We start from the raw sequence: 23,133 nt of genomic DNA on the forward strand, positions 1-23,133 counted from the left end.
TGGGCCCACCTCGTACCGACGGCCCAAGATGCTGACGCACCGGGCCGCTGACCCAGCTCGAATTTTCGACACCACGCCGAAGGCTTGGCGACAATTCGGGAACGGAACCAAAGGTCGTTTCCAACGCCCTCTGGTCTCACTCCTCCCCCTCGACCAGCGACCATTCCCGGACCCGCGCCAGGTGGTCGTAGTCGGAATACGCCTTGGCGTATTTCGGGTAGGGCCGCGACAGGTAGGAGGCTTCGCCCGCCATGAAGGCGCCGACGAGTTGGCGCAGGCCCGCGACGTGGGCCTCGACCAGGTCGGGGAGCGTCCGCCCGTCGCCCCGCGGAGCTTTCAGCGGCACCGGGTCGAGCGGCACCTTGCCACCGCCGGCGCGGATATAAAGGAGATCGGGCGTCTCGCGCGCCGGTTCGAGGCCCCGGAAGGCGCCGGCCCGGAGCATCGCCGCCTCCAGGGTCAGCTGGGGCGAGAAGCCGGCGAAGACCTCGCGGGCGCTCGGCGGCTGGCCGGTCTTGAAGTCGATGATGGTGTGGCTGCCGTCGCGAAACGTCTCGATCCGGTCGGCCCGGGCGCGCAGGGTGAGGACGTGCCCGCCCGGGATGTCGAGCGTCCAGCGCCCGCCGGATTCCGCGTGCACGCGCCGGATCCCCGGGCGGCGCTCGGCCTCCCAGGCGAGGAAGGCCTCGGCCAGCCGCACGAAGCGCGGCCACCACTCGGCGTAGAGCTCCGGATAGGCATCCGAGATCGGCGCGAAGGCGTCGGCGGCGAGCGCGTAGAGAACCTCCCCGGCCTCGTCGGGGGCCGGCAAGCCCTCGGGAAACCGCTCGGCGAAGCCGCCGAGCACGCCGTGCACGATGGTGCCGCGGTCGCTGGCGCTCGGCTGCACCGCCACCGGCTCGAGGGCGTCGAGGCCGAGCACGTGGCGGGCGAAGATCCCGTAGGGATCCCGCACCAGGGTCTCGATCTCGGTGACGCTGAGCGAGCGCGGAAACAGCGCCGGGTCGGGTCGGGGCGCCGGGCGGCGCAGGCGCGGCGGCAGCGGCCCCGTGCCGGCATCGAGCGCGGCGGCGAGCGCCCGGACGCGCTGCCCGCCCCGGACGAGGCCCGCCCACACCGCCTCGCCCGCGAATGCGCGCAGCCGTTGCAGGAAGCGCGACGGCACCGTCGGCGCGCCCTCGCGCTTGTGCGCCCGGGTGACGATCGCGTCGGGGCAGCCGAGCGCCTGGACGAAGTCGTGCGCGGTCTGGCCGAGCCGCCGCTCCGGCGAGGGCAGGCCGACGCGATGGCGCATCGGCCTGTTGAGGAAGGCGTCGGTCTCGGCCTTGGGCGGCCACACGCCCTCGTCGAGCCCGCCGAGTACCACCCGGTCGACGGAGAGAAGCCGCGCCTCCAGGAGGCCGAGGATGCGCAGGCGCGGATGCGGATCGAGGTTGCGCCGCGACACCACCCGCTCGCGAGCGAGCGCGGTGAAGAAGGCGGGGTAGTCCGAGAAGCGGCCGGCGAGCAGGCCCGGCTCGGCCAGCTCCATGTCGTCGAACAGCGCGTCGAGCACCGTCACCGAGGCGTCGGCCTCCTCGATCCCCTCGTCCTCGGGGCCCTCCATCAGGAGGTCGCAGGTGGCGCGGTGGCGGCGTGCGATGGCGATCAGGTCGTCGGGAGCGTCGTCCTCGTCCGCGCAGAAATCCCGGAAGGCGACCGAGAGGCGCAAGAGCAGCGCGTCGGCCGCCTCCCAGTCCTCTGGCGTCAGGCGCCGGCGCGGGCGGGGATCGTGCGGCCGCTCCTCGGTCCGGGCGAGGTGCAGGGCCTCCTCGATGCCGGCAAAGCCCTTGGCCGGGGCCGGGCCGCGCAAGACCCCGATCTCGAGCGCGCTCGCCGCCCGCTCGATCTCGGGCCGCGTCAGGCCGAGGCGCACCAGCGGATGGGCGAGGAGCGCCAGCACCCGCTCGGGCTTGGCGTCGAGCGCCGCGACGTCGGCGGCGAGCCGCGCTAGGCGCCCGGCCGGGCTGCGCGCCAGGGGCTCGCCGGCGGAATCGTCGGCGACGATACCCCAGCGCTTGAGCTCGGCCGCGACCCGGAGCGCGAGCGCGCGGTCGGGGGTGATGAGGGCCGCGGTGCGGCCGGGCTCCTCCAGCGCCTCGCGCAGGGCGACCGCGATGGCGAGCGCCTCCTCGCGCTCGTCGGCGGCCTCGACCACCCGGATCCCGGCGGTCCCCTCGCGGGCGAGCTGTTCACGGCGGGCCGGATCGAGGTCGGCCCAGGCATCGGTGGTCTCGGCCGGGCGCAGGACCTGCGACATCAGCCCGGCCCGGGCCGCGGCGGCCGGATCGGGGGTGCCGAGCGGGATCACCGCCGCCCGATCGAGGGCGAGGAAGTCCCGGCCCATCAGGCGGTGGAGCACCGCCTGCGGGTGGGCGTGCGCCGCCGCCTCGCCGTCGCCGGCCGGATCGATGGCGGTCCAGCCCGCCGGGTCGAGGTCGCGGTCGAGGCCCGGCAGCACCACGGCGCCGCGGGGCAGGTTGGCGATGGCGGCGATCAGCCGGGCGGTGGCCGGCACCGAGCCGGTCGAGCCGGCGACGATCACCGGGCCGGCCGGACGCTCGCGGGCGAGCCGCGCGGCCTCGGCCAGCACGAGGGCGCGGCCGCGTTCGGTCGGGTCGCTGACGCCGCGATCGGCCAGGATCCTGGGCCAGTGCTCGGCGGCGATGCGGACGAAATCGAGGGTGAGGGAGAAGTAGCGCGAATGCTCGGCCTCGACGGCGCCGGCGATGTCGTCCCAGGGCAGGCCCTCGACGGTGAGGGTATCCATCAGCCCTTCGAGGTCGGCGGCGAGGCCCACCGCGTCGGCGGGCGAGGACGGTACCCGGAACGGCACATCGTCGCCGAGCGGCAGCAGCTGGCGGTCGACGGTGCCCGCCCAGGCCTGGACGAGGCGGGCAAGGATCAGCCGGCGCTCCAGCGACGGGATCGGCGGGCGCAGGATTTCCTCGCGGCGCTCCCCCGGGGGGGCGGCGAGCAGGTCGAGCTCGGCCTCGTCGGCCTCGCCGAGGGGGACCATGCGCGGCAGGAGCGCCGCCGGGCCGCACTCCCTCGCCAGGATCGCGGCGAGCGCCCGGGCGGCGCGGCGGGTCGGCAGGTACAGGGTGACGGCGGCGAGGCCGAACGGCCCCTCGGCCAGGTCCCCGACCAGACGGCCGGAGAGCAGCCCCTCGGCCAGGGTATCGAGGAAGCGCGAGCCCGGCGCGATGGTGAAGACGCGTCCCTCGCTCAAAGGGCGACCTCGCGCAGGAGGTAGCGCACGGTCTTTACGCCGCCATGGATCTCGGCCGCGCCGACCTCGTGGAAGCCGAGGGCGGCGTGGAAGGCGTCGGAGCCCGGGTTCGGCGGCACGCGGTTAACCTCGCAGGCGACTCGCCCGTGCCCCGCGGCCCCGGCGCGGGCGAACAGGTCCGCGTAGAGCGCCCGCGCCAGCCCGCGGCCGCGATGCGCCGGCGCGGTGACGATCCGGTCGACGTAGACGAAGCGCGGGTAGCGGGCCTGGAACCAGCGAAAATTGGGGCTGGCGTAATCGGCGTTCTGGTCGAGGGCGATCAGGAAGGCGGCCAAGCCGTCGGGGCCGGTGACGGCGGCGGCGAGGAAGGATTGGTCGACGAGGGCGCGGAGCGCCGCTTCGTCGAGGTGCGAGGTCTCGGCGGCGTGGGCGGTGTTGAGCGTCAGGACCGGGTCGAGATCCTGCAATGGACCAATCACGAATCCAGACGTCATGAGCAATCCGTGTGGCCTGTCCTGGAGAAGCGAATCGCGGGATCCCCTCTCCAGGCGATGCCGGGCTTGCCGAGTGATCCTTGCCCGGTATCGCTGCAAGGTGTGGGAGAGGGGAGGTGTGCTTCAAATCAACGGGGTCGAGCCAGGCAAAATTGATCTCAGGGCTGCGTCGCGCTCGCCTTCACCCGCTCCTCGGCGTCGCGCAGGGCCTCGGGCGTGCCGACATGGAGCCACTGCCCGTCGAGCCGCAGCCCGAACAGGCGCTCCGCCGCGATCGAGCGGTCGAACAGCAAATTGAGGGAGAACGACCCCTCGGGCGTGTCGGAGAACAGCTCCGGCTTCACGATCGCGACGCCCGCATAGACGAAGGGCGAGACCTCGCGCTCGGCCCGGCGGGTCAGGCGCCCCTCTTTGTCCATGTGGAAGTCGCCCGGACCGTCATAGCCGAGGCTGGTGGCGGCCGAGGCCAGCAGCAGCAGCATGTCCATCCGCTCCGGCTCCCAGGCGGCGACGAGCCGGCGCAGGTTCGGCTGCGGTCCCTCGAGCCAGAACGAATCGGAGTTCAGCACCATGAACGGCGCAGGGCCCAGGAGCGGGAGCGCCTTCTTCACCCCGCCGCCGGTCTCAAGCAGCCGGTCGCGCTCGTCCGAGATGGTGATGCGCGGCCCCGAGCGCCGGCGCACCAGGTGCGCCTCCATCAGGTCGGCGAGGTAGTGCACGTTGACCACCGCCTCCGGGATGCCGGCCTCGGCGATCCGGTCGAGGGCGTAGTCGACCAGCGACTTGCCGGCGACCTCGACCAGGGGCTTCGGAGTGGTGGCGGTGATTGGGCGCATGCGCTTGCCGAGGCCCGCGGCCAGCACGAAGGCGCGCGTCACGGCGGGGGCAGGTGTGTCGGTCATCGCGGGAAGGGTTTCGTCAGGGTTCGGGGCAGAGGCGCGGCAGGTGCGCGGCGTACCAGGCGCGCACGCCGGCGAGCGCCGGGTGAGCGAGGTTGCGGGCGAGGTAGCCCTCGATGCGCGGCAGGTGGGCGAGGTAGCCCGGCTTGCCGTCGCGCCGATCGAGGCGGGCGAAGATGCCCAGGATCTTGGTGGCGCGCTGGGCCGCCAGCACCGCGTAGGCGCGGGCGAAGCCCTGCATGTCGAACTCGGCGTCGCGCAGACGGCGCTCGCGGGCATAGAGGCCGAGCAGGCGCAGCTCGAACTCGGCGCTGGCATCGACCCGAGCGTCCTGGAGCAGGGAGGCGACATCGTAGGCCGGGTGGCCGAGCACCGCGTCCTGGAAGTCGATCACGCCGATCCGCTCGATCCCGTCGCGCTCGGGAAGCCAGATCAGGTTGGGCGAGTGGTAGTCGCGCAGGGTCCAGGTCCGGGCCTCGGATTCCAGTCCCTCCAGCGCCTCGCTCCAGGCGGCGACGAAGGAGGCCTTGGCGTCCGGTGCCAGCGGCGTGTTGGCGACGAAGGGCGCATACCATTCGGGCAGGAGCTCGGCCTCGAACAGCAGCGCCTCGCGGTCGTAGGGCGGAAGCACGTGGTCGCGGCCGTCGGCCACCGGCAGCACGCCGGGCAGGGCCGTGCCGTGCAGGCGCGCCAGCACCTTCACGGCTTCCGCGTAGCGCTCGGGCCGTGGGCCGTTCTGGTCGACGACCGGCTCGGAGCCGAGGTCTTCGAGGAGCAGGAGCCCCGCCTCCAGGTCCTCGCCGAGGATCTTCGGCGCGCTGAGACCCAGCGCCCGCAGGCCGCGATCCATCGCCACGAAGGCGTGCACGCTCTCGGCGAGGTGGACGATGGCGCTGTAGGGCTTGCCGTCGCGCACCGGCGGCCCGTCGGCCTTGGGCGGCGAAATCATCAGGACGGCCTTCGCGCCGTCCGGGTTCACCAGGCGCTCGTAGGAGCGGCTCGACGCGTCGCCCTGCATGTGGGTGCGCTCGGCCTCGCCCCAGCCGGAGCGGTCGAGGAGCACGCGCAAGGCCCGCGCCCGCATCAGCCGGCCGCCGAGGCCCCCGCCGCCGATCAGGCGGGCGAGCCGCGCGTCGTCGCCGAATTCGGGCTTGAGGGAGAGGTCGATGGCGAGCGTCGGGCCGTGGCGCGGCGGCAGCCGGTCGGGCCACTCGACGAGCGCGATCGCCCGCTCGGTCATCTCGTCGAAGCCGAGCTCGACCAGTTCGTCCGGCCCGCGCAGCCGGTAGAGGTCGGCGTGGACGACCGCCTGCCCGCCCCTGCTCTCGTAGGGCTGGACGAGCGTGAAGGTCGGGCTCGGCACTTCGAGGTCGGGATCGCCGACGATCTCGCGGATGATGGCGCGCGCCAGCGTCGTCTTGCCGCCGCCGAGCCCGCCGGAGAGCGCCACCAGGTCCCCGGGCCGCAGGATCTCGGCGAGGAAGCGGCCGAGATCCTCGGTCGCGCTCTCGTCCGGCAGCACGATCTCCCAGGGTGTGCGCTCGGCCATGCCCTCCTGGTCCACTCCGCCATCCTCGCTCACGGGCCCGTCGCGGGCATCGAGGCCCGGTGATAGCCGATGAACCTTAACCTTTCCCGGCCGTCCCGGGGATCGTGCGACGCCGCGTCCCGCTCGACGGGCCCAGGGTGCCGGAATTTCTTAGAGCCGTCACCCGCCGGCACCAACCCAAATGTCGCGGCGGCCGCCCTGCCGGCTACTCGGCCGCCGCCAGATGGGCCTCGCCGTCGCCGACCGGGAAGGTGCAGGTGACCCGGGTGCCGGCGCCCGGCGAGGACGCGATGTCGATGTGCCCGCCATGCAGCTCGACGAAGGAGCGCACGATCGACAGCCCCAGGCCCACGCCGCGGTGGCGGGTGCCGAGCGTATGGCTCTCGAAGCGCTCGAACACCCGCGCCATCACCTCGGGCGGCATGCCGCGGCCCTGGTCGATCACCTCCAGCACCAGGCTCTCGCCGTCCTTGCGGGCGCAGACCCGGACCTGCTGGCCCGGGGTCGAGAAGCCGACCGCATTGGAGAGCAGGTTGAACAGGATCTGGCGGATGCGCTTGCCGTCGGCGACGAAGCTGCCGATGTCGGCCGGCACGTCGAGGACGAGGGCGATGTCGGCCTCGGCCAGCCGGTCGCCGATGCCGCGCACCGCCGCCGCGATGGTGGTCTGCACGTCGACCCGCTCGCGGGTCAGCTCCATCGAGCCGGCATCGATCGAGGCGAGGTCGAGGATGTCGTTGATGATGACGAGGAGCGCCGCCGAGGAGCGCATGATGTGGTCGGCGTATTCGCGCTGGCGCGGGTTGAGGGCGCCGACGGTCTCGTCGCCGAGGAGCTCGGTGAAGCCGATGATGTTGGTGAGCGGCGAGCGCAGCTCGTAGGAGACGTGGTGCACGAACTCGTCGCGCAGCCGCGTCGTGCGCTCCAGGGCCTCGTTCTTGTCGGTCAGCGCCCGCTCGACGTTCACGCTCGCCGTCACGTCGATGTGGGTGAGCAGCGTCGCGCCGTCGGGCAGCGGCTCGGCGGCGCAGTCGAGCATGGTGCCGTCGGCGAGGGCCAGCCGGCAGGCGAGGCCGCGGCGGGCATCCACCACGCCGGTCACCGCCTCGCGGATCTGCGTCCACGGCTCCTCGGCCGGGCTCAAGGTGCGGCAGACCGAGATCACCTGGTCGATGTGGGGCTGGACCTCCAGCATCTCGGGGCCGATGCGCCAGACCTGCGCGAAGGCGCGGTTGGCGAACTTGAGCCGCCCGTCCGTGCCGAACACCGCCACCGGCTCGCGCAGGGTGTCGAGCGTCTCGCTCTGCACCTGCATCAGCACGTTGTAGCGCGATTCGAGGTGGACCCGCTCGGACACGTCCTCGAACAGGTAGGTGAGCCCCCCTTGCGGGTTCGGGTCCGCCAGCACGCGCAGGGTTCGCCCGTCGGGCAGGTGCCACCAGGTCTCCTGCGCCTCCGCCGCCCGGTAGGCAGCGAGCACCCCGCCCTTCCAGCTGCGGAAATCCGCCTGTTCGGGCAGTTTCCGGGCGTTGCGCAGGGTGTCGAGGATCTCGCCGTCGAGGGGCCGGCCCTCCAGGAAGGCGGGATCGAGGTCCCAGAGCTGGCGGTAGGCGGCGTTGTGGAAGATCAGCCGCTGGCGCGCGTCGAACATCGCGACGGCGGTGGGCAGCTGGTCGAGGGTGCGGACGTTGGCGTCCATCTGCCGCTGGAGGTCGGCGCGCACGCTCTCCAGCTCCGAGACGTCGACCGCGATGCCGACGGTCCCGGCCTCGGTCGCGACCTCGGTGACGTCGAGGATGCGGCGCGCCCCCGCCACCACCGCCGAGACCCGCAACGGACCGCTGGCGCCCCGGGTCCGTTGGCGCTCGGCCTCGTCGCGGGCGGTGCGCTCCAGGAGTTCGGCGCCCTCGCGCACCGCGCGGGCGGCGTCGCCCGCTTCCGCCGCGGCGGCGTAGGCGGCGTTGGCCCAGGCCAGCCGCCCGTCGCGGCCCCGGCGCCAGACCGGCTGCGGGATCGCGTCGAGGAGGCCCGACAGCGCCGAGAGGCCGTGGCGGGTCTCGTCGAGGGTCGAGCGCAGCTCGACCAGTTCCTGGCGCTCGCCGGTGAGCTCGCGCAGGCGCAACAGCGCCTGGCCGCCGACCGCCTGCCCTTGCGCCTCGATGGTGCGGCCCTGGAGCGTGTGCACGGTGCGGCGGAAGCGCTCGCCGCGCCCGCGCAACGCCTCGACCGCGGCGTCGAGCGCCGCGGCGTCGGCGGGCACGAGCCAGGAACCGAAGGCGAGGACCCGGCGGACCGAACCCGGCCGGGAGCCTTCCGCGGTGATGCCGACGTCCCCCTCGACCAGCGGCTCGCCGCGGGTGTCCCAGGTGACGACGACCTGCGACTCGGAGCCGAGCAGCAGGTCGGCCCGGTCGTGGGCGCCGCGCAGTTCGGCGAGTTCCGCGGTCAGCGTGTGCTCGCGCCGGACCCAGCGGGCGCGCTCGCGCAGGTAGAGCAGCGACAGGATCGTGGCGAAGATCGTCAGGCCGATCAGCACCGCGAAGCCGACGGCGTTGTGCGCGTGCAGCCCCGGGGCCGTTTCCGCCGCCTGGGCGGCGGCCGCGAGACCGAGTGCGCCGCCCAATACGCCGGCGCCCGCGCGGCCGCCGAGCCGTCGCGGCGTACGTCCAACCCCCATGATCCGTCCGTCTCCACGCGAACCGGCGCACCGGCCCTCGACCGGACCGGTACGCCCCACGACCTGAACGCTACGCCACGATGAACGCGAAAACCCGCCCGCGATCCGCGGACCGGCCCCTCCCCAGAGATTCGCCCGGAGTTTAGCGCGGCGCGGATTCACCCCGGAAGGGGTGATTTGGGGAGAAGGCGGCGCCAGCCCTACGGAGCACCGTCAAGAGCACAGAAATGCCACACCTGGGGCAGAACAAAGGCGGAACCTGTGTTCCCTCCTCGACCGTGCAACCGCGGCCCTGGACCGTACACGCAAAAAGAAGAGCCCGGCCTCCCGGCCGGGCTCCCGATTCCATCATTGGGTGATGGCGATGGTATCAGTAACGGTAGTGGTCGGGCTTGAACGGGCCGTTCTGCTTGACGCCGATATAGGCGGCCTGGTCCTCGCGCAGCTTGGTCAGCTTGACGCCGATCTTCTCAAGGTGCAGCGCCGCGACCTTCTCGTCGAGGGCCTTGGGCAGGGTGAAGACGTTCTTCTCGTACTTGCCCGGGTTGGTCCAGAGCTCGATCTGGGCCAGTGTCTGGTTGGTGAACGAGGCCGACATCACGAAGGACGGGTGGCCCATGGCGTTGCCGAGGTTCACCAGGCGGCCCTCCGACAGGAGGATGATGCGGTGGCCGTCGGCGAACTCGATCTCGTCGACCTGCGGCTTGATGTTCTGCCACTTCAGGTTCTTGAGACCCGCGACCTGGATCTCGTTGTCGAAGTGGCCGATGTTGCAGACGATCGCCCGGTCCTTCATCGCCCGCATGTGGTCGAGGGTGATGACGTCCTTGTTGCCGGTGGCGGTCACGAAGATGTCGGCGCGCGGCGCGGCATCCTCCATCGTGGTGACCTCGTAGCCCTCCATCGCGGCCTGAAGCGCGCAGATCGGATCGACCTCGGAGACCAGCACGCGGCAGCCGGCATTGCGGAGCGAGGCGGCCGAGCCCTTGCCGACGTCGCCGAAGCCGGCGACCATCGCGACCTTGCCGGCCATCATCACGTCGGTGCCTCGGCGGATGCCGTCGACCAGCGACTCGCGACAGCCGTAGAGGTTGTCGAACTTCGACTTCGTCACCGCGTCGTTGACGTTGATCGCCGGGAAGAGGAGCTTGCCCTCCTTGGCGAGCAGGTACAGGCGGTGCACGCCGGTGGTGGTCTCCTCCGAGACGCCCTTGATCGACTCGGCGAGGCCCGCAAACCAGCCCTTCGGCTTCTCGGCCAGCATGCGCTTGAGGAGCGCGAAGAAGATCTCCTCCTCCTCCGAGGTCGGCTTGTCGAGGAAGGCGGTGTCGCCCTGCTCGGCGCGCAGCCCCAGATGCACGAACATCGTGGCGTCGCCGCCGTCGTCGAGGATCATGTTCGGCATGCCGCCGTCATGCCACTCGAACAGCTTGGCGGTGTAGTCCCAGTAGTCCTTCAGCGTCTCGCCCTTGATGGCGAAGACGGGGATACCCGCGGCCGCGATCGCCGCGGCGGCGTGGTCCTGGGTCGAGTAGATGTTGCACGAGACCCAGCGGATGTCGGCGCCGAGAGCCTTCAGGGTCTCGATCAGCACCGCGGTCTGGATCGTCATGTGCAGCGAGCCGGCGATCTTGGCGCCCTTCAGCGGCTGGCTCGCGGCGTATTCCTCGCGCACGGCCATCAGGCCGGGCATCTCGGTCTCGGCGATCGCGATCTCCTTGCGGCCGAAATCGGCCAGGGCGATGTCCTTGACGATGTAGTCGTTCGTGCTCGGCATGGTCGGGCTCCCCGTATCGGCCGTTTCGGGCTGGGCCTATAGCAGCCCCCCAGCGGGGAGGCAATCAAGATATAAAGATGTCTTTATGCGATCGGTTCGAAGGTGCGGGCCAACCGCTCCGGCCGCGCTTGCACGGCTCTTGCTAGCGTCAGGCGCGTCATGCGGCGGTCCGAGAGAGGCCGCGCGCCAGCCGGGGTCCTGTTCGATGCGTCACACCTCCCTCTCGCGCCGCCAGCTCTTGGCCGGAGCCTCCGCCCTCGCGGCGCTCGGGCCCACGGGCGCGGTCCTTGCCGAGGGGACGGCGTCCGGCAGCCTGACCTACGGCATCTCGCTGTTCGATCTCCCGCTCACCACCGGCCAGCCGGACCGGGGCGCGGGCGGCTACCAGTTCACCGGGCTCACGCTCTACGATCCGCTGGTCGCCTGGGAGCTCGACGTCGCCGACCGGCCGGGCAAGCTGGTGCCGGGGCTCGCGACCTCCTGGGAGAGCGATCCCGCCGACCGGCGCAACTGGGTGTTTCGCCTGCGCGAGGGGGTCAAGTTCCACGACGGCTCAGGTCTCGACGCCGACGCGGTGGTGTGGAACTTCGACAAGGTGCTCGATTCCAAGGCACCCCACTACGACCAGCGCCAGGCCTCGCAGGTGCGCCCGCGCCTGCCCTCGGTGGCGTCCTACAAGAAGCTCGATCCAATGACGGTGCAGGTCACCACCAAGGCGGTGGACGCGCTGTTTCCCTACCAGATGCTGTGGTTCCTGATCTCGTCGCCGGCGCAGTACGAGGCGGTCGGGCGCGACTGGACCAAGTTCGCGTTCCAGCCCTCCGGCACCGGGCCGTATCGGCTGGCCGCGCTCGTGCCGCGGGTGCGCCTGGAACTGGTGCCGAACCCGACCTACTGGAATCCCAAGCGCATGCCGCGGCTCGCCAAGCTCACGCTCGCCTGCATGCCGGAGGACCTGTCGCGGGCCAACGCCCTCCTGTCGGGCAATGCCGACCTGATCGAGCTGCCCGCCCCCGACGCGGTGCCGCGCCTGAAGGGCGCCGGCATGCGGGTGACCGGCAACGACACGCCGCATGTCTGGAACTACCACCTGTCGATGCTGGAGGGCAGCCCGTGGCGCGACCTGCGCCTGCGCAAGGCGGCGAACCTCGCTATCGACCGCGAGGGCGTCGCCGCGCTGATGGGCGGGCTCGCGACCCCGGCCGTCGGGCAGGTGCAGCCGTCGAGCCCGTGGTTCGGCAAGCCGGGCTTCCAGATCAAGTACGACGTCGACGCGGCGCGCAAGCTGATGAAGGAGGCGGGCTACTCGCCCCAGAACCCGCTGCGGACGAAGTTCATCATCCCGACCGGCGGCTCGGGCCAGATGCTGTCGCTGCCGATCAACGAGTTCGTGCAGCAATCCTGGGCCGAGATCGGCATCGCCCTCGAATTCCAGGCGGTCGAGCTGGAGGTCGCCTACACCGCCTGGCGCCAGGGCGCCGCCGACCCATCGCTGAAGGGCGTCACCGGCTCCAACATCGCCTACGTCACCTCGGACCCGCTCTACGCCATCCTGCGCTTCTACGATTCGAAGCAGGTCGCGCCGACCGGCGTGAACTGGAGCCACTACCGCAACCCGGAGGTCGACAGGCTCTGCGACGCGGTGCGGGCGAGCTTCGACCCGGCCGAGCAGGACAGGATGCTGGCGCGCATCCACGAGATCGTGGTCGACGACGCGGTGCAGGTCTGGGTCGTGCACGACACCAACCCGCACGCGCTCTCGGCCAAGGTGAAGGGGTACACCCAGGCGCAGCACTGGTTCCAGGATCTGACGACCCTGGGGTAGGGGCTGGCCGCTCTGCGAATATCTTCGTCCTTTCGAATTGATGGAGGGCGCACCTCCCCTCCCCCTTGTGGGGAGGGGCTAGGGGTGGGGGTGGTGCCAGAGAAGCCTCTGCGCTCTACGCGACACCACCCCCACCTCCAGCTCCTCCCCACAACTTGCAGCGATACCGGGCAAGCCCGGGATCGCCTGGGGAGGAGAGGCGCGCGATTTTCAAGGGAAGACGCTCCCGAACCCGGGATGTGTGAACACGCTGGCCCGGCCAGGAGACGGGATCCCGCGCTTCCCGGTTTCCAGCCGAATCGGACGGACACCATCCTGGGATGACGATCTTCAGCCGCGCAACACCGCATAATCCCGACCGGCCACCCGGCGACCGGACACGACCTCCATTGGCCTTCCAACGATTCGCGGCCGGCGCTCATCCGTGAGGGCGTGCACCGTCATCGTCTCGCTCCGCCCCCGCAGGTGGTACGCTCCGAGCGTCTGGGCCTCGATGCCCTCGGGGAGACGCGGCAACCGGGTGAGAACGGCCTGCGAGATCAGCACGTCCCGCTTGGTTTCCCGGCACAGGCCTTCGAGCCGGGCGGTCGCGTTCATCACGTCGCCGAAATACGCGATCTTGTGCCGGTCGACGCCGACCTCCGCCGTGACCACGCTGCCGCCGTGCAGGGCCGCGCGCAGTTCGGGCACAAGGCCGAAGCGGGCGAGCCAGCGCTCCCGGTCGTCGTCGAGGGCCCGGCGGATCGCAAAGACGCAGGCGACGCACCGTGCCCGTGCGATGCCGCGCGCGAGCGGCCAGGAGACGATGACCTGATCGCCGATATAGTCGTCGACCTGGCCGCAATAGCGGCGCACCGGCTCGGCGATCGCGGAAAACACCGCCGTGAGCAGTTCCTGCGCGGCCACGTCGCCGTGCCGTTCCGCGTAGGCCGTCGAGCCGGCGAGGTCGAGGAACAGGAAGACGCGCTCCTCCCGGACCGGGCGGTGGTAGCGGCCGAGGATCAGGTTCACGAAGGTCGCAGCCCCGATCAGGTCGCGTACGCGCAGGACCGCCACGATGATCGCCGACATCACCAGCGCGAACGGGATGGTGGAGAGCCTCGGGGTGATCGCGCCCATCAGGGGCTTGTTCACGATGCCGAGCGTCCAGAGCCCCAAGCCGGTCAGCACCATGCCGACGACGATGACGAGCACCAGGCTGATCTCGGCTGCCACGAAGTAGGCCAGGGTGGGCAGCCGCCGCAGGCGCTCGGTGTAGCCGGCGAGGAAGACGCCGCGCTCGTACGCGATCGCGAGGACGCCGATGCACGTCCCGTAGAGCATTCCCGGGAGACTCGGGCCCTCGGCGAACAGCAGGCCGTGCAGGGCCCCGAACGAGGCGCTCACGGCCGCGATGACGATCCAGAAGATTGCGGTGCCGGTCGACATCGGCTTCCTCGGCTCGGGAGCGATGACGTATGGATGAACTAACAAGAGTGGCAGCACAATGATCGCCGGAAACTTCTCAAGCTTGAGCACTCCGACGCCGTGTGGCAGCGCACCGGTGGATCACACGGATAGTCGAGCCTCGGCGCTCGGTCCGTTCGGCGTCCGATCTGCGCATGCGTCGTTGGAGAGGCCGTGCAGCAGGGCTCGTTCGGATGCCGACACGCATGCCCTCTCGGCCGTGGCGCAAGGAATGAATCGCTTCGTCGAGTATGAATAAGTATGCTATGCTCATACCCATGCCGGAGCCCCTTAGAAAGTTGTCGCCATGGCGCAGATCGAGCGCATGACAGTCGTCTTTCCGGAACCAATGGCGGCGCAGATTCGCGCCGCCGTCGAAGCAGGAGAATATGCCTCGACGAGCGAAGCGGTCCGCGATGCCGTCCGCCTGTGGTCGGACCGGCGTCAGATGCGAGCCTACGATCTCGAGCGGTTGCAGCGAGCTTGGGATGATGGCAAGGCCAGCGGATCAGCTGGCGAGGTCGATTTCGAAGCTCTAAGACAAGAAGCGCGCCAACGTCTTGCTGCCTTGCGCAACGATCGTGGCAGTTAGGCTTTCATGGTCGCGAATGGCACGCAAAACCCTTCTCGACATCTACCTGACGATTGGCTTGCACAACCAGAGAGCCGCGGAGCGCGTCTACGATCGCATTGAACAGCGAGCCGAAAAGCTGCGAAAATATCCGAGGATGGGTCCGCGGCGCCCTGATATCCGCAGTGCCGTGCGGGTCCTCATCGAACCGCCTTACATTATCCTCTACGAAATCACGCCGGACACGAACGACGGGCCCATCGATGCGGTCGAGATCGTCGCCGTGCTCGACGGCCGCCGGGATTGGAGCCTAGGTGTCTGAGGAGGCTTGCTCGAATACCCTCGCCACATCCCCCTCCCCCATCACCCGGTACTGCCCGGGCTCCAGGTCCGCCGGCAGGTCCAGCGCCCCGACGCGATCGCGGTGCAACGCCGTGACGTGGTTGCCGACCGCCGCGAACATCCGCCGGACCTGGTGGTAGCGCCCTTCCGTCAGGGTCACGGCGACGCTCGTTGGGCCGTGCACCTCCAGGGCGACCGGCAGCAGCGGCTTCTCCTCGCCCTCCAGCATCAGCGTGCCGGAGGCAAAGATCGCGCCCTCGTCGCCGCGCAAGGGGCGATCCAGCGTCACCTGGTAGCGCTTCGAGACGCTGGCCTTCGGCGAGATGATCCGGTGCAGGAGCGCCCCGTCGTCGGTGAGCAGCAGCAGGCCGGAGGTCTCCTTGTCGAGGCGGCCGATCGTGGAGAGGGCCGGCTCGCGCTGGCGCCAGCGCGGCGGCAGCAGGCCGTAGACGAGCGGGCCGGCCTCCTTGTGCGAGCAGGTGACCCCGAGCGGCTTGTGCAGCATCAGCGCCATCCCGGGGAGCGGATCGAGGGGCTTGCCGCTGACGGTGAGGCGGGACGTCAGGTCGGGATCGAGGGCGATGCGCCCGTCGGCGTCGCGCAGGGCCGAGCCGTCGAGGACGACCCTTCCGGCGCGGGCGAGCATCTGGATCTCGCGGCGCGAGCCGTAGCCGAGATTGGCGAGCAGCCGGTCGAGCCGGACCGACGCCACCTTCGCCTTGCCGGTCATCGCAGGTCGCTCATGTCTTGCCGCTCATTTGCGCGCCTCGTGGATTTTGTAGCCGTGGGCGGCGGCCCGCTGCGTCACCTCGCGAAACACCTCCCCGAGGGTCGCCTCGTAGGGCAGATGGGTGTTGGCGGTGAGCCACAGCGTCCCGCCCGGCCGCAAGGCGGCAGCCGCGCGGCGGATGAAGGCCTGGCCGAGCGCCCGGTCCTCGGCGCCGCCGTCGTGGAAGGGCGGATTCATCACCACGAAGTCGAGGCGCTCGGGCACGGCGTCGGCGGCGCGGGCGTCGGTCCATGTCACCGTCACGCGCGGATCGTCGACGTTGCGCCGCGACGCCTCGACGGCCCGGCGATCGTTGTCGACCAGGGCCAGCGCCGTCACCTTGGGCGAGGCCAGCACGGCGTGGGCGAGGATGCCGAGGCCGCAGCCGAGATCGGCGCCGCGTCCGGACAGGGCCGGCAGGTTCTCGATCAGCAGGGCGGTGCCGGGATCGATCCGGTTCCACGAGAAGATGCCCGGCTGCGTCCACAGGCCGAGGTCGTCGAGGCGCCGGGGTGCGCCCTCGGTGATCGCCTCGTCGAGCCCGGTCGGCGCGTCGGGCCGCACCGTGCGGACGATGCGGTGGTGGCGCTTGGCGCTCTCGTCGAGGCGGCAGCCGAAGCCCGAGAGCTCGCGGGAAAGCCGCGAGCCGCCCCGGTCCTTCGGAGCGAGCACGGTCAGGGGCGCGCCGGGCGCGAGCGCCCGGAGCCCCAAGGCCAGCACGTGGCGGCGCTCCAGGGTGCCGGGTGGCGCCAGCACGGTCAGGCCGGGGAGCGAGCCCGGCGCCAGATCCTCGAGCGGCGTGCCGCCGGGCACCAGCGGCGAGAGCTGCACGGCGTCGTCCGCCACCTCGACGAGGTCGGCGGGCGGGTGTCCGTAGACGCCCGGACGGGGGGAAATCGAATCGGTCACAGGGATCAGCCGCGCGGGAATTCCAGGCCCATCTCGCGGTAGCGCTCCGGGTCGTCGGCCCAGTTCTCGCGCACCTTCACGAACAGGAACAGGTGGACCTTCGCCTCCGCCGCCTCGGCGATGTCGATGCGGGCGGCCTGGCCGATCGCCTTGATGGTCTGCCCGCCCTTGCCGAGCACGATCTTCCGCTGGCTCTCGCGCTCGACGAAGATCGTCTGCTCGATTCGCACCGAGCCGTCGGGCCGGACCTGCCACTGGTCGGTCTCGACGGTCGAGGAATAGGGCAGCTCCTCGTGCAGCCGGTCGTAGATCTTTTCGCGGGTGATCTCGGCGGCGAGCATCCGCAGCGGCGCGTCGGAGACCTGGTCCTCGGGGTAGAGCCAGGGGCTCGGCGGCATCCGGGTCGCGAGTTCGCGGCGCAGGTCGTCGACCCCGTCGCCGGTGAGCGCCGAGATCATGAAGATGCGCTCGAACCTGACCCGCTCGTCGAGCGCGGCGGCGAGCGCCAGCAGCTTTTCGCGCGCGATCAGGTCGATCTTGTTGAGCACCAGGTATTTCGGGCGCTTCAGCTCCGGCATCCGGGAGAGGATCGCGTCGACCTCCTCGTCCACGCCCTTGCGGGCGTCGATCAGGAGGCAGACCGCGTCGGCATCGGCGGCGCCGCTCCAGGCCGAGGTCACCATCGCCCGGTCGAGGCGGCGCTTGGGCGCGAAGATGCCGGGGGTGTCGACGAGCACGATCTGCGCCGCGCCCTCCATGGCGATGCCGCGCACCAGCGCCCGGGTGGTTTGCACCTTGCGCGAAACGATCGACACCTTGGTGCCGACGAGGCTGTTGAGGAGCGTCGACTTGCCGGCATTCGGCACGCCGATCAGGGCGACGAAGCCGGCCCGGGTGTCCTGCGGCGGGCCGGCCTCTTCGGGGCCGGTGCCGTCGATGTCTGGGGTGGTGTCGTCCGTCATTCTGCCTGCTCCCCGGGCTCGTCCCCGGTCCACAGCCCCTCGCGCACCAGCAGCGCGCGCGCGGCGGTCTGCTCGGCCAGGCGCTTCGAGCCGCCGATGCCGATGCCGGGCGCGACGCCGGTGACCCGGGCCTCGATACGAAATTGCGGCGCGTGGTCGGGCCCGGCCCGCTCCACCACCTCGTAGACCGGCGTCGGCCAGCCCTGCGCCTGCGCCCATTCCTGCAACGCGGATTTCGGGTCGCGGCTGCGGGTGCCCTCCGTCTGCCGGTCGGCCTCGAAGGCGCGGTCGATCACCGCCTTGGCAGCAGCGTACCCGGCATCGAGGAAGACCGCGCCGAGGATCGCCTCGCAGACGTCGGCGAGGATCGCCGAGTTGCGGCGCCCGCCGCCATGGACCTCGCCGCCGCCGAGGTTGAGGTGGGGCCCCACCTCCCAGGCATTGGCCACCATGGCGCAGCTCTCGCGCCGCACCAGGCTCGACAGGCGCCGCGACAGGTCGCCCTCGTCGGCACCCGGCAGGGCGTTGTAGAGGCCGTCGGCGACGGCCAGCCCGAGCACCCGGTCGCCCAAAAATTCCAGGCGCTGGTAGCTGCCGCGGCCGTTGGTGGCGCTGACATGGGTGAGCGCCCGCACCAGGAGGTCGCGGTCGGCGAAGTGGTGGCCGATGCGCTCCTCCAGCACCGACAAGTCGGGCCGGCGCCGCATCCCGCGCTTGCGCCGCGGCGGGGCCTCGCCCGGGGCGGGGGCAGGCGGCTCGGCCTGCGGCGTGGCGGCGTCGGGCTCGCTCAAGCTCGTCACGCTCCCGTCAGTGGATCGGCTTGAACAGCCGGTTCCAGCGCACCGTCCACGGCCAGTTCCAGATCTGCCAGGCGGCGGCGCCCTCGTCGATCGAGAAGAAGATCACCTCGGCCCGGCCGATCAGGTTCTCGTACGGCACGTAGCCGACATTGCCGAGGTCGCGCGAGTCCGTGGAGTTGTCGCGGTTGTCGCCCATCATGAAGAAGTGGTTCGGCGGCACGGTGTAGACCTGGGTGTTGTCCCACAGGCCGCGGTCGCCGTCGCGCTCGATGATCTCGTGGGTGACGCCGCTGGGCAGGGTCTCGCGGTATTGCGGCACCAGGGTCGGCTGGCCAAAGGCGTCGGTGGTCGAGTAGTCGGCGATGCGCTCGCGCTTCACCGGCCGGCCGTTGATGTTGAGCACGCCCTCGATCACCTGGATCCGGTCGCCCGGCAGCCCGATCACCCGCTTGATGTAGTCGGTGGCGTTGTCCTTCGGCAGCTTGAACACCACGATATCGCCCTGCTTGGGCGACGCGCCCCAGATCCGGCCCTTGGCCTCGAACGGCAGGTACTCGCTCAACGGAAGCGAGTACTTGGAGTAGCCGAGCGAGTACTTCGAGACGAAGAGGTAGTCTCCGATCAGGAGGGTCGGGATCAGCGAGCCGGACGGGATGTTGAACGGCTGGAACAGCAGGGTGCGGACCACGACGGCGATCAGCAGCGCCTGGACGCCGACCTTGACGGTCTCCTTGATCGAGTCCCAGAGGCCGGCATCCTTGCCGCGTTTCAGGTCCTGGTCCGTGCGTGCGCGATCCATGCTCTTTCTCTCCGGCGGTCCGTGCAGCTATCGCCTGGGCACCCGCCGAGGGCACGCGGCCGGCTTTATGCGCGGTGCGGGGGGTCTAGACCAACGCTTGCCCGCCCGCAACGCGCGGCGGCTGCGGAGACCGAATCACCCCTCCGCAGGTCGTTCTTCCGGCAGCGCCTCGATGATGACGAAGGCCTGGGCGAGCGGGGGATCGTCGGTCAGCGTGACGTGGACCACCGGGCGGTGGCCCGCCGGGATCAGGGTGGCAAGGCGCGCGGCGGCGCCGTTGGTGAGGCGCAGGGTCGGCCGGCCGCCGGGCAGGTTCACCACCTCCATGTCGCGCCAGAACACCCCGTGGCTCATCCCGGTGCCAAGCGCCTTCGAGCAGGCCTCCTTGGCGGCGAAGCGCCGCGCGTAAGAGGGAGCCCGGGCAGCGCGGCGGTCGCTGCGGGCACGCTCGCCCTCGGTGAACACCCGGTGGGTGAAGCGGTCGCCGAAGCGCTCGAGCGAGCGCTCGATCCGGCGGATGTCGCACAGGTCGGAGCCGATGCCGACGATCATGCGGCGACTCCCGTGCGGCCGGCCTCCATCGCCGCGCGCATCGCCCGGATCGCGGAGGACAGCCCGTCGAAGATCGCCTCGGCCATCAGGGCGTGGCCGATATTCAGCTCGCGGATCGGCGCCAGGGCCGCCACCGGCCCGACGCTGTCGGTGGTGAGTCCATGGCCGGCATGGATCTCGAGCCCGAGGGCGTACCCGTGCTCGGCGGCCCGGGAAAGCCGCGCCAGCTCGGCCCGAACCTTGTCGCGGTCGCCCGCGATCACCGCCTCGCAATAGGTGCCGGTGTGCAGCTCGACCACCGGCGCGCGAAGCGCGCGGGCGGCCTCCATCACGTGCACCTCCGGCTCGACGAACAGCGAGACCCGGATCCCCGCCTCGTTGAGGCGCGTGATGGCCGGCGCCAGGTGCTCGCGGCCGCCGATGATGTCGAGCCCGCCCTCGGTGGTGCGCTCCTCGCGCTTCTCCGGCACGAGGCAGGCGGCGTGGGGCTTGAGGCGCAGGGCGATGCCGAGCATCTCCTCGGTCGCCGCGATCTCGAAGTTCAGCGGCCGGTCGATCTCGCGCCGCAGCCGCTCGACGTCGGCGTCGCGGATGTGGCGCCGGTCCTCGCGCAGGTGGGCGGTGATGCCGTCGGCCCCGGCCGCGATCGCCGCCTGCGCCGCGCGCACCGGGTCCGGCATCGTGCCGCCGCGGGCGTTGCGCAGGGTGGCGACGTGATCGACGTTGACGCCGAGGCGTAGGGGGGAGGCGGACATCGGGCGGGCTTCTCGGGCGGGGTCTCGAGGAGGAACGCCCGCGATGTAGCGTCGCCAAATAGCCTCGCCAAGGCGGCCCTGCCAGCCGCCGGCAGGGCAGAACCACACACTCCCCCGAGAAAGCGCCGGGAGGCCGGGCCTTCGCCTGGACACCTCGCGGCTTGCGCCGCAGTGTGCGTCTTCCGCGGCGCGGGGCCGGATGTGCGTCCGGCACGAAGGCCCCGCCGCGACAACCCGACGACCGATGCTCGGGCGGGCCGCCGCGCCCGCCCCGGAGGCCCACGATGTCTGCTCGACGGCTCGACCGCGGCGGTGACGCGCCCGCCCGGCTGCCCCTGCCGCCCCGCCCCCACAACTTCGCCGCGTTCCTCCCCCATCCCGACCGCTCACCGTCGGAACCGCCGGCCGCGGTTTCCGGTTGGACGCTCCGTATGACCCAGCGAGAGGCCCGCTTGTCAGGAACCCTGCGGACGATTCTGGCGGCCGCCGCTGCACTCTCGGCCGTGACGGCGGTGCAGGCGCAGCAGGGCTCGGCGCCCGCGGACGCTCCAAAACCCCCGGCGGCCTCCACCCCGGCGGCGCCCGCACCGACTCCCGCCGCTCCCGCTCCGGCCGTACCCGCGCCCGCGACGCCGCCGCCCGCCGCGCAGGCTCCCGCGAGCCAGCCGCCCGTGAATCAGGCCCCGGCGAGCCCGGCTCCCGCGCCGGCACCTGCCGCGCAGGCCCCGGCGATCCCGCCCGGCACGCCGGCCACGGTCCTCGACACCCAGGATTACGACGGCGTCCTCGGCAAGCCGGTGCGCAGCGCCGCCGGCGAGGATATGGGGCGGATCATCGACATCATCGTCGACAAGGACGGCCGGCCGCGGGCCGCGATCATCGATTTCGGCGGCTTCCTCGGCGTCGGCTCGCGCAAGATCGCGGTCGATTGGCGTGCCCTGCACTTCTCGGCCGACAACAAGCCCGGCCGCGCGGTGCTTCAGCTCAACCGCAACCAGGTGCGCGTCTCGCCCGAGTACAAGCCCGGCGACCCGATCGTGGTGCTGGGCCCCGCCGGACCCGTGCCGGCCCCGGTCTCGGCCGCCACCCCGCCGGCGCCCGGCCCCGGCACGCCGGCGCCCAATGCCGCCGCGCCCGCCACGCCCCCGGCCCCCGACGAGGCCGCGGCGCGCAACCCGCCGGACAAATGACGCGACCGCGCCCGGCCCATCGCCGCCCCCTCGCCCACCGCGACCGGGAGGTCCCCCGCACCGAGACGCGGCCGGACCCTCGGCCCGATCCGGCCCGCGAGCGGGACCGGGCCGGCGCGTCCCTGGGCCGGCGGCGCGAGAAGCCGGCGCCCTCGCTCACCAGCAGCCGCGGGCTCGACGCGTTCACGTTCTTCGTCGCCAACCTCCAGACCGGCTTCGGCCCGTTCGTGGCGGTCTACTTCACCTCGCAGAGCTGGACGCAGTCCGATATCGGGCTCGTTCTCACCATCGGCGGCCTGTTCAGCCTGTTCGGACAGGTGCCGGGCGGCGCCTTCGTCGACTGGGTGACGTCCAAGCGCTTCGTCGCCGCCCTGTCGGTGGCGGTGATCGGCGTCTCCGCCGCCGGCCTCGCGCTGTTCCCGACCTTCCTGATCGTGGCGCTGTCGATGGCGGCGCACTCGATCGCGAGCTGCACGCTGACGCCGGCCATCGCGGCGATCAGCCTCGGCCTCGTGGGGCATGCGGGCCTCGGCGAACGCCTCGGGCGCAACGCCCGCTTCTCCTCGATCGGCAACGCGCTCGCGGCCGCCGGCATGGGCGCCTGCGGCTATTATCTCTCGAGCGAGGCGGTGTTCTACGTCACCGCGGCCCTGGCGCTGCCGACGCTCGCCGCCCTGTGGTTCGTGCGCGCGAGCGAGATCGATCTCGTGCGCCCGCAGAATCCCGAGGGCGGCAGGGCGCCGAGCGGCTGGGAGAGCCTGAAGCTCGTCGTCACCAACCGGGCGCTCCTGTGCTTTGCCGCCTGCATCACCCTGTTCTTCGTCGCCAACGCGGCGATGCTGCCGCTCGTCGGCAGCGTGCTCACGGTCCGCACGAGTCAGACCGCCACGATCCTGATCGCCGCCTGCATCATGGCCCCGCAGCTGGTGATGGCGCTGATCGCGCCCGCCGTCGGCCGCGCCGCCCAGGCCTATGGCCGCCGCCCGCTCCTCATCCTGGGCTTTGCCGCCCTGCCGATCCGCGGCCTGCTCTTCGCCTATACCGACGCGCCCGAATTGCTGGTGGCGGTTCAGGTGTTCGACGGCATCTCGGCCGCGGTTCTCGGCGTGATGGTGCCGCTGGTCGTCGCCGACTGCACCCGCGGCACCGGCCGCTTCAACATGGCGCTCGGCGCCGTCGGCACCGCGATGGGCCTGGGGGCGGCGGCCAGCACCACCCTGTCGGGCTACATGGCCGACCATTTCGGCTCCCACGCCGCCTTCCTCGGCCTCTCGGGCGTCGCCTTCGCCGCCCTGGTGCTGATCGTGGCGATCATGCCGGAGACCCGGCGGTCGAGAGATCCCTGAGAGTCATCCGCGGCGCGCATCGGATACCCGTGTGCACCGCAACGCCGCTCAACTCCCGTTCAGAATCGGCGGATTAAACGGTGGGCAGCACCATTCGCCTGCAACATAAGGTGACGCTTGCGCGTTGCGACAGCGGGTGGGGCCTGCGGGAGAGGACGGAGAGGTCGCGGCGGGATTCTTGCATTCCGTCCCTCTCCCGA

At 71.4% G+C, this 23,133-nt stretch carries 19 protein-coding genes; 5 read left to right on the forward strand and 14 right to left on the reverse strand.

From position 1 onward, the window contains the following. Positions 1-136: 136 nt before the first annotated feature. The 6 genes from addB to ahcY form a co-directional block, all read right to left on the reverse strand. Positions 137-3,271: a double-strand break repair protein AddB gene (gene addB, locus ACS5PV_RS19525; protein WP_455397000.1), complete on the reverse strand. Its 3,135-nt coding sequence runs from the start codon at positions 3,269-3,271 to the stop codon at positions 137-139. Further along, positions 3,268-3,765 (reverse strand): GNAT family N-acetyltransferase, encoded by a 498-nt coding sequence (locus ACS5PV_RS19530; protein WP_455397001.1) that lies wholly within the window; start codon positions 3,763-3,765, stop codon positions 3,268-3,270. Before ACS5PV_RS19530 ends, addB begins: the two co-directional genes overlap by 4 nt. A gap of 158 nt (positions 3,766-3,923) precedes the next feature. Then, positions 3,924-4,667, reverse strand: coding sequence for a nucleotidyltransferase family protein (locus tag ACS5PV_RS19535; protein ID WP_455397002.1), 744 nt, complete (start codon positions 4,665-4,667; stop codon positions 3,924-3,926). Positions 4,668-4,683: 16 nt separating this feature from the next. Further along, positions 4,684-6,213, reverse strand: coding sequence for a tRNA (adenosine(37)-N6)-threonylcarbamoyltransferase complex ATPase subunit type 1 TsaE (tsaE, locus tag ACS5PV_RS19540; RefSeq protein ID WP_455397003.1), 1,530 nt, complete (start codon positions 6,211-6,213; stop codon positions 4,684-4,686). Between the two features lie 205 nt (positions 6,214-6,418). Beyond that, positions 6,419-8,890: an ATP-binding protein gene (locus tag ACS5PV_RS19545; protein WP_455397004.1), complete on the reverse strand. Its 2,472-nt coding sequence runs from the start codon at positions 8,888-8,890 to the stop codon at positions 6,419-6,421. A gap of 370 nt (positions 8,891-9,260) precedes the next feature. After that, complete coding sequence (gene ahcY / locus ACS5PV_RS19550; protein WP_455397005.1) at positions 9,261-10,667, reverse strand: adenosylhomocysteinase; 1,407 nt, start codon at positions 10,665-10,667, stop codon at positions 9,261-9,263. Positions 10,668-10,872: 205 nt separating this feature from the next. On the opposite strand from ahcY, the gene ACS5PV_RS19555 reads away from it, so the two are divergent. Beyond that, complete coding sequence (locus tag ACS5PV_RS19555; RefSeq protein WP_455397006.1) at positions 10,873-12,492, forward strand: ABC transporter substrate-binding protein; 1,620 nt, start codon at positions 10,873-10,875, stop codon at positions 12,490-12,492. A gap of 330 nt (positions 12,493-12,822) precedes the next feature. On the opposite strand, the gene ACS5PV_RS19560 is transcribed toward ACS5PV_RS19555, so the two are convergent. Next, on the reverse strand, positions 12,823-13,920 hold the full coding sequence (locus tag ACS5PV_RS19560; protein WP_455397007.1) for an adenylate/guanylate cyclase domain-containing protein: 1,098 nt from the start codon (positions 13,918-13,920) through the stop codon (positions 12,823-12,825). A gap of 325 nt (positions 13,921-14,245) precedes the next feature. Here ACS5PV_RS19560 and ACS5PV_RS19565 point away from each other — a divergent pair, with 325 nt between their 5' ends. Both ACS5PV_RS19565 and ACS5PV_RS19570 read left to right on the forward strand, forming a co-directional pair. Beyond that, positions 14,246-14,530: a ribbon-helix-helix domain-containing protein gene (locus tag ACS5PV_RS19565; protein ID WP_455397008.1), complete on the forward strand. Its 285-nt coding sequence runs from the start codon at positions 14,246-14,248 to the stop codon at positions 14,528-14,530. Between the two features lie 16 nt (positions 14,531-14,546). Then, positions 14,547-14,831, forward strand: a complete 285-nt coding sequence (locus ACS5PV_RS19570; protein WP_455397009.1) for a type II toxin-antitoxin system RelE/ParE family toxin — start codon at positions 14,547-14,549, stop codon at positions 14,829-14,831. Here the strand turns inward: ACS5PV_RS19570 and ACS5PV_RS19575 are convergent. The 7 genes from ACS5PV_RS19575 to ACS5PV_RS19605 all read right to left on the reverse strand — a co-directional run bounded on the left by ACS5PV_RS19575 (position 14,820) and on the right by ACS5PV_RS19605 (position 20,397). Beyond that, positions 14,820-15,581, reverse strand: coding sequence for a pseudouridine synthase (locus ACS5PV_RS19575; protein ID WP_455397010.1), 762 nt, complete (start codon positions 15,579-15,581; stop codon positions 14,820-14,822). The genes ACS5PV_RS19570 and ACS5PV_RS19575 overlap by 12 nt on opposite strands. Before the next feature lie 24 nt (positions 15,582-15,605). Continuing rightward, the gene (locus ACS5PV_RS19580) at positions 15,606-16,535 is read right to left on the reverse strand and encodes a class I SAM-dependent methyltransferase (protein ID WP_455397097.1); all 930 of its coding nucleotides are present in this window, start codon (positions 16,533-16,535) and stop codon (positions 15,606-15,608) included. Continuing rightward, positions 16,535-17,491 (reverse strand): GTPase Era, encoded by a 957-nt coding sequence (gene era, locus ACS5PV_RS19585; protein ID WP_455397011.1) that lies wholly within the window; start codon positions 17,489-17,491, stop codon positions 16,535-16,537. Before era ends, ACS5PV_RS19580 begins: the two co-directional genes overlap by 1 nt. Continuing rightward, the gene (gene rnc, locus ACS5PV_RS19590; protein WP_455397098.1) at positions 17,488-18,198 is read right to left on the reverse strand and encodes a ribonuclease III; all 711 of its coding nucleotides are present in this window, start codon (positions 18,196-18,198) and stop codon (positions 17,488-17,490) included. Before rnc ends, era begins: the two co-directional genes overlap by 4 nt. 100 nt (positions 18,199-18,298) lie before the next feature. Next, entirely contained in the window at positions 18,299-19,090 is a 792-nt protein-coding gene (gene lepB / locus ACS5PV_RS19595) for a signal peptidase I (protein ID WP_099952005.1), read from the reverse strand. A gap of 135 nt (positions 19,091-19,225) precedes the next feature. Beyond that, a complete protein-coding gene (gene acpS, locus ACS5PV_RS19600; protein WP_455397012.1) occupies positions 19,226-19,642 on the reverse strand; it encodes a holo-ACP synthase in 417 nt (138 codons plus the stop codon). Beyond that, positions 19,639-20,397 carry a pyridoxine 5'-phosphate synthase gene (locus ACS5PV_RS19605; protein ID WP_455397013.1) on the reverse strand — a complete coding sequence of 253 codons (759 nt, stop codon included), beginning with the start codon at positions 20,395-20,397 and terminating at the stop codon, positions 19,639-19,641. Before ACS5PV_RS19605 ends, acpS begins: the two co-directional genes overlap by 4 nt. 671 nt (positions 20,398-21,068) lie before the next feature. Between ACS5PV_RS19605 and ACS5PV_RS19610 the strand changes: the two genes are divergently transcribed. Further along, positions 21,069-21,587 (forward strand): PRC-barrel domain-containing protein, encoded by a 519-nt coding sequence (locus ACS5PV_RS19610; protein WP_455397014.1) that lies wholly within the window; start codon positions 21,069-21,071, stop codon positions 21,585-21,587. Next, positions 21,584-22,933, forward strand: a complete 1,350-nt coding sequence (locus ACS5PV_RS19615; protein WP_455397015.1) for an MFS transporter — start codon at positions 21,584-21,586, stop codon at positions 22,931-22,933. The genes ACS5PV_RS19610 and ACS5PV_RS19615 overlap by 4 nt, the downstream gene beginning before the upstream one ends. Positions 22,934-23,133: the final 200 nt, after the last annotated feature.

Source organism: Methylobacterium sp. Gmos1 (genome assembly GCF_053764715.1).

Excerpts from the sequence above, each read along its gene's own strand:
- ACS5PV_RS19530 (WP_455397001.1), bottom strand. The coding sequence starts at position 3,765 with ATGACGTCTGGATTCGTGATTGGTCCATTGCAGGATCTCGACCCGGTC.
- ACS5PV_RS19535 (WP_455397002.1), bottom strand. The coding sequence starts at position 4,667 with ATGACCGACACACCTGCCCCCGCCGTGACGCGCGCCTTCGTGCTGGCC.
- tsaE (WP_455397003.1), bottom strand. The coding sequence starts at position 6,213 with ATGGCCGAGCGCACACCCTGGGAGATCGTGCTGCCGGACGAGAGCGCG.
- ACS5PV_RS19545 (WP_455397004.1), bottom strand. The coding sequence starts at position 8,890 with ATGGGGGTTGGACGTACGCCGCGACGGCTCGGCGGCCGCGCGGGCGCC.
- ahcY (WP_455397005.1), bottom strand. The coding sequence starts at position 10,667 with ATGCCGAGCACGAACGACTACATCGTCAAGGACATCGCCCTGGCCGAT.
- ACS5PV_RS19555 (WP_455397006.1), top strand. The coding sequence starts at position 10,873 with ATGCGTCACACCTCCCTCTCGCGCCGCCAGCTCTTGGCCGGAGCCTCC.
- ACS5PV_RS19560 (WP_455397007.1), bottom strand. The coding sequence starts at position 13,920 with ATGTCGACCGGCACCGCAATCTTCTGGATCGTCATCGCGGCCGTGAGC.
- ACS5PV_RS19565 (WP_455397008.1), top strand. The coding sequence starts at position 14,246 with ATGGCGCAGATCGAGCGCATGACAGTCGTCTTTCCGGAACCAATGGCG.
- ACS5PV_RS19570 (WP_455397009.1), top strand. The coding sequence starts at position 14,547 with ATGGCACGCAAAACCCTTCTCGACATCTACCTGACGATTGGCTTGCAC.
- ACS5PV_RS19575 (WP_455397010.1), bottom strand. The coding sequence starts at position 15,581 with ATGACCGGCAAGGCGAAGGTGGCGTCGGTCCGGCTCGACCGGCTGCTC.
- era (WP_455397011.1), bottom strand. The coding sequence starts at position 17,491 with ATGACGGACGACACCACCCCAGACATCGACGGCACCGGCCCCGAAGAG.
- rnc (WP_455397098.1), bottom strand. The coding sequence starts at position 18,198 with ATGCGGCGCCGGCCCGACTTGTCGGTGCTGGAGGAGCGCATCGGCCAC.
- lepB (WP_099952005.1), bottom strand. The coding sequence starts at position 19,090 with ATGGATCGCGCACGCACGGACCAGGACCTGAAACGCGGCAAGGATGCC.
- acpS (WP_455397012.1), bottom strand. The coding sequence starts at position 19,642 with ATGATCGTCGGCATCGGCTCCGACCTGTGCGACATCCGCCGGATCGAG.
- ACS5PV_RS19605 (WP_455397013.1), bottom strand. The coding sequence starts at position 20,397 with ATGTCCGCCTCCCCCCTACGCCTCGGCGTCAACGTCGATCACGTCGCC.
- ACS5PV_RS19615 (WP_455397015.1), top strand. The coding sequence starts at position 21,584 with ATGACGCGACCGCGCCCGGCCCATCGCCGCCCCCTCGCCCACCGCGAC.